This window comes from Elusimicrobiota bacterium (assembly GCA_040757695.1).
GTDB lineage: Bacteria > Elusimicrobiota > UBA8919 > UBA8919 > UBA8919 > JBFLWK01.
On sequence record JBFLWK010000107.1, the window covers coordinates 1 to 6493 of the forward strand.

General features: G+C 35.0%; 3 protein-coding genes. All 3 read left to right on the forward strand.

What is annotated here, in order from left to right; all coding sequences use genetic code 11:
* Window positions 1-109: 109 nt before the first annotated feature.
* The 3 genes from AB1349_12310 to AB1349_12320 all read left to right on the forward strand — a co-directional run bounded on the left by AB1349_12310 (window position 110) and on the right by AB1349_12320 (window position 6317).
* On the forward strand, window positions 110-2482 hold the full coding sequence (locus AB1349_12310; protein MEW6558111.1) for an alpha-amylase family glycosyl hydrolase: 2373 nt from the start codon (window positions 110-112) through the stop codon (window positions 2480-2482).
* Window positions 2479-5079: an ATP-binding protein gene (locus tag AB1349_12315; GenBank protein ID MEW6558112.1), complete on the forward strand. Its 2601-nt coding sequence runs from the start codon at window positions 2479-2481 to the stop codon at window positions 5077-5079. The genes AB1349_12310 and AB1349_12315 overlap by 4 nt, the downstream gene beginning before the upstream one ends.
* A gap of 134 nt (window positions 5080-5213) precedes the next feature.
* A complete protein-coding gene (locus tag AB1349_12320; protein MEW6558113.1) occupies window positions 5214-6317 on the forward strand; it encodes an ABC transporter ATP-binding protein in 1104 nt (367 codons plus the stop codon).
* Window positions 6318-6493: the final 176 nt, after the last annotated feature.

The following is a 6493-nucleotide window of genomic DNA, read 5'->3' on the forward strand; positions in this document are numbered from 1 at the left end:
GCTTTATGAGGAAGTGTTATTGAAGAGCCGTGTGTGGGCAATCTGCAAGCACGGTTCTGCGAGGGGCACGACAGCCCGATAGGGCTGTCACCACAAGGAGGTTATAAAGATGTCTACTCAACAACATAAAAGATGGAAAGATGGTAAGATGGTTAGATGGCTAGTGAAAGGCAGATGGATAGTCTGTTTTTCTATCTTTCTATCTTTTCATCTCTCTATCTGCCTTTACAGTGAATTAAGGATTACTGAACTGCCGATAGTAGAAGTGAAACAGAATTCGCAGACAACACTCAACCTTTCAGCATATATCTACAATACCGCAACAGATAAAAAACTGATTTCAGAATTTCAGAATTCTGAAAAAGTAGAATGCGTTTATAATGATGAAGCGATAATTGTTAAACCGTATAAAGATTTTTATGGGCTGACATATTTTACTGTTGATATCAAAAATAGTGAAAATGAAAAAGTGACTGCTGATATTATAGTGAAGGTAAAGAAAAAAAGTGAGACGGTAATTTCATACAAGCCCGAAGGTAAGGTTACAGATGTTTTTATAGCAGGCGAGTTCAACGGCTGGAATCCTAAAGCGACAAGGATGCAGAAGGAAGAGAGAGAAGAAAGAAGAGAGAAGCGAGAAGAGTATTTTGTAAAACTTGAGTTATCGCCTGGGAAATATCAATACAAGTTTGTTGTGGATGGTAACTGGCTTTCTGACCCTGAAAATCCTGAGACCACACCTGATGGTTTTGGTGGTAAAAACTCGGTTTTGGTCGTAGGTGAAGAATTTAAAGAACTGGAAATAATTCCTAAATCTCAGAAGAAAAGAAAATTGATATTTAATTATTCAGGCAAAATATCAAATTGTCTGGCTACTGTAAATAATAAAATACATTCTCCTGAAATTAAGAAAAACGAAATTGAGACTAAGATTAAGATTAAGAAAGAATTTGATTTCAAAATCATTGGTTGTGATAAAAATGGTAATTTTTCAAATGAATTTCACTTTTCTAGAATTCTAGAAAAGTGGAATTGGCAGAATGGTGTGATATATTTTGTTTTTATTGATAGATTCTGTAACGGTGATAAAACAAATGATAATCCCATTAGTGATAATGGAGTTTCTGAATTAGCAAATTATCTTGGTGGCGATTTTCAGGGTATTATTGATAAAATTAACAATGGCTATTTTGAGAAACTTGGTGTAAATATTTTATGGCTTTCACCAGTGATTGATAATCCTGAAATTGCCTACCGTGAAGATAATCCACCGAATAAAAAATATACTGGCTATCATGGCTACTGGCCTAAAGATTTTTACAAAGTTGAGGAGCATTTTGGCACGACTGAATTATTGAAAAAACTTGTAGAAACCGCACACAAAAAAAATATAAAGGTTATATTTGATGCTGTATTTAATCACACAATAACTGAAAATGAAGTTTATAAAAAAAATCCGCAATGGTTTGGAACACTTGAACTACCAGATGGTAGAAAAAATATCCGGCTGTTTGACGAGTATCCATTAACAACCTGGTTTGATAGTTTCAATCCGACATTTGATTTTGAAAACAACCTAGAAGCACAGGATTATATTGTTAGGAATGCTCTATGGTGGATAAAAGAGTTTGAGATTGACGGTTTCCGTTTAGATGCAGTAAAACATGTGCCACATTCATTCTGGAAAGCACTCCGAACAACAATTAGAGAAGAGATTGAATTCCCACAGAACAAAAAATTCTATATGGTTGGTGAGACCATATCATCACGCGAAAAAATTATGGAATTTGTCAACACTGAAGAACTGGATGGTCAGTTTGATTTTCCGTTGTACTGGGCAATAAGAGATGTTTTTGCTTGGGAGACACAAGGCTTTGAGCGACTTGAAAGCGAGTTAAAAAATTCACAAAAAATATACATAAATGGACAAATGTCCACTTTCATTGGGAATCACGATTTTGCACGATTCTCCGCACTTGCGGATGGTGATATAAAACCTGGTATGAACGAAAAAGCAGAAAATGTTGTCGCAAAAATAGATAATCCTGATACATATAAGAAATTAAAACTGGCATTTACATTTATTCTTACTAACCCAGGTGTGCCAACGATATATTATGGTGATGAAATTGGGCTTTCAGGTAAAGGTGACCCTGATAACCGTCGTCTGATGAAGTTTGGTTTTACTAAAGCCGAGCAGGATGTTTTTGATTATGTTGCCACACTGATAAAAATCAGAAATAAAAATCCTGCCATGCGATATGGTGTAAACAAAACGGTACTATTAGAAAATGATTTTTATGCATACCGACTGATATTTTTTGATAATGAAATTCTTGTAATACTGAACAGGTCAGATGAAAATGTAAGCAAATGCTTACATTTAGATGGAAACTGGAAAAATTTGGTTGACGGTAAAATATATAAACTTGAAAATATTGAACTTATACCAAAATCAACAATGATTCTAAAAAAAATATGATAAAACGGATTTTTTTGGCTGTTCTGATTCTTATATTATGGATGTTTGTCAGGGTTTTACTTGTCCAGAAAGATAAACAACTCACAGCACCGAAAACATTTTCATTCAGGTATCCTGACTATACCGAAAAGGTCTTTATTACCGGCAGTTTTAATAACTGGAATTATGAAGATGCCGACTGCGAGATGGAGATGAAAGATGGGCTTGCAAAAATCACGCTAAAACTTGAGCCGTCAGTTTATGAATACAAATTCTATGTAAAACCAAAACCTGATACTGTTAAAAGATGGTTCAGCGACGAAAATGCAAACTATTTTGAAGACGATGGCTACGGCGGGAAGAATTCAGTTGTTAAAGTTGAAAAAAAAGAAGTTATTAGTTTTTCATTCAAGGCGCCTGAATATGCAAACGAGGTCTATCTTACGGGTGATTTTGATGATTGGAAGTTTAACAAATATCCGATGATAAAAAAAGAAGATATATGGACGATTGCTGTTGAACTTCCTGCTGGTAGATATGCATACAAGTTTGTTGTTAATCCAAAAGAAATTACTGAAATGGAACACTGGTTTGCAGACACAACTGCAAAACAGACACCAATGGATGAATACGGCAAAACAAATTCTGTGATTGAAATCAAGACGCTCAAAAATTTTATATTCTTTTTTGATATATTTTTTGTTGCGATTATAGCAATCCTGGCATTCTCATCTATCTTTGCATTCCTGACGGAAAGAATAATGCAACTCCGTCTAAAACTTTCTGTTAAGTTGGTGTTTGTAATCGTCCTTGTTGTCTTTATCACATCTTTTATTTTGATTTTTATTGAGACCCGTGAACGAAACGAAATCATTGAAAACCAACTCAAGATAACAGCCAATATAATGGATACATGGCTTTTTTCTATCGGTGATAATTTACAAATACAGGATAAACTTAAACTGGTTCTGGAAAATATGATGTTCTCTGCACAGGAAAGCGGTTCAAGATTCAATACAGGTATCAAAGCAGCTGCTATCTATAACAGCGATGGCGAGTTGCTTGCCGCAGACCTATCAAAAATTGTTGAAGAACGGGTAAAAGGTGAAAGTGATATACTTCTGGCACTTAAAAAATTGAAACCACAAGAAACAACCTTTAAACTTCATAAGATACTAAAATCAGATATCGTTGCAATCCTGCCAGTCAAAAAAGTTGAAAAAATTAACTACTATCTTGTAATTGATTATGATTGGTTAAGGCTTAAAAATTTAAGAAACAAATATATCGTCAACAAATTTTTTGCGTTGGCTGTTGTGATTGCTATCTCCAGTGCAATCGCGTTTGTGTTATCGTCTGCATTGCTTTCGCCTATCAAAAAACTTGATACTGCAATGATAAAAGTCAGACAGGGCGATTATACACAGCAAGTTGAGATAGCAACAAAAGATGAACTGGAAGATCTTTCAACAACATTTAATTTTATGACTAAAGAAATAAAACGATACCATGATTTGCAAATTGATAAAATTATTGAAGAACAGACAAAAACGGAAGCAATCATATTTTCTATTGAGGATGGAATACTGCTTACTGATTTCAATGGCAACATAATACTCTGTAATGAGCAGATAAAAAAACATTTTGGACTCCCACATATTCTTTCAGAAGGTAAAAATATAAAAAGTATTCTGCCTTATCCTGATATAATTTCAGCAATAGAAGAGATATCAAAAAATCCACAAAAACGAATTGTTAAAGAGATAGAGGTAAAATTTCCAACATATTCCAGGTTTTTCAGAACGGATTCGCTGCTTGTAAAAACCAAAAAAAATGAGTATATCGGTACCGCTACCGTCGTGCATGATATTACATTAGAAAAAGAACTTGATGAACTGAAAATGAGTTTCTTTCATGCAATCACACACGACCTGAAAACACCGATTACAGCAATTTCTGGTTATCTGGATATTTTGAGGATGGAAAAAATTGCGTTGTTAACTGCGGAGCAGAAACGAATCTTGAACATTATGAAGGTATCTACCCAGAAATTGAAAGACCTTGTCCAGAATATACTTGATGTTGCAAAAATTGAGGCAGGGAAACCGCTGATTCTTGATAAGAAAAAGTTTTCACTGAAAACAATGATTCTGCAACTTGTAGAACTTTTTAAACCCGAGTTAGAAACTTTTAATCTAAAAATGGAATTGAATATCGCGCAGGATATTCCAGAAGTATTCGCAGACGAAAAACAGATAGAACGGGTTGTTTCAAATCTTATTTCAAATGCTGTTAAATTTACATCGCCGGGTGGAAAGATAACAATAGATGCGAAAGTAGAAAGTGGGAAGTCGGAAGTGGGAAGTAAAACTATTCCCTACTCCCTACTCCCTACTCCCTGTATTTTGGTTTCTGTTTCCGATACCGGCAGTGGCATCCCGCAGGAGTATCTTGATAAAATTTTTGATAAATTTCAGCAGGTCAAAGGAACTGAAAAAAAAGGAACCGGCCTTGGACTTACAATCACAAGACACATAATTGAAACACACGGCGGCAATATAAAAGTAGAATCGGAATTAAACAAAGGCTCAAAATTTATATTTGAAATTCCAGTATAGTTTATGTATAATATATCACGAATAGAAGCACGAATAAAGGCATACATCACGAATTGATACGAATAACTGCATGATTTTATTTGTGATAATTCGTGATGATATTCGTGGTCTTTTTCGTGAATTAGGGGGATTTTATGGCAGAAGTGGTATTAAAAAATGTTAATAAGGTTTATCAGGGCAATGTAGTTGCTGCAAAAAATGTAGATGTTAAGATAAAAGACAAAGAGTTTTTTGTACTTGTGGGTCCTAGCGGCTGTGGAAAGTCAACAATTTTAAGAATGATTGCCGGGCTTGAAGAGATTACATCAGGTGAACTTTTTATAGATAATAAACGAATGAATGATGTGCCGCCAAAAGATAGAGATATCGCAATGGTGTTTCAGAACTATGCATTATATCCGCATATGAAGGTCTATGATAATATGGCGTTTGGATTGAAACTACGTGGGTATTCTAAAACAGAAATAGATAAACGAGTAAAAGAAGCAGGTGAAATTTTAGGTATGTCGCATCTGTTAAACAGATATCCTAAACAACTTTCAGGTGGACAAAGACAGCGGGTTGCAGTAGGCCGTGCAATTGTCCGAAAGCCAAAGGTTTTCTTGTTTGATGAGCCACTATCTAATCTTGATGCAAAAGTTCGGGTAGTGATGCGGTCTGAACTCAAAAAACTGCACGAACGACTTGACGCTACCACAATCTATGTAACACACGACCAGACAGAAGCGATTGCGATGGGCGACAAAATCTGCGTTGTAAAAGACGGGGTAGTTCAGCAGATAGATACACCATTAACAATCTATGATAAACCGAACAATAGATTCGTTGCTGGATTTATTGGTTCACCGCCGATGAATTTTTTTGAATGTAAAATTATTGAAGATTCAGAAGGTGTCTGGATTGATGAAGGTAGAATAAAAGTTAAAACACTGGACGAACAGAATGAACTAATAAAAAATTATATTGGTAAAACAGTAGATTTTGGAATAAGACCTGAAAATATCTACGATAAACTTTATGCTCGTGGCGCAACACCGTATAATACAATCACAGCAACCGTTGAGATAGTAGAACCGATGGGCTCGGAAGCATATCTGCATCTTACAACCGGATTGAACAAGTTTGTAGCACGGGTTGATGCACATACTAATGTATTAGAAAATCAGAATATAGAACTGGTTTTTGATATGAAAAAGATACATATTTTTGATAAAGAAACTGAACTCGCTGTGATATAAAAATAATTAAAAATTAAAAATTAAAAATTAAAAATTGTTGATAACGGAGGAAAGAAATGAGTGTGCCAAGAAAGTTCCTTGAATTCTTGTCGGTGGAAGTCCGAACTGGATAAAGGGTAGCGACCAGTCCAACACCAAATCCCACAGTTAATAAGGCAACGAACTAACTGATGCTG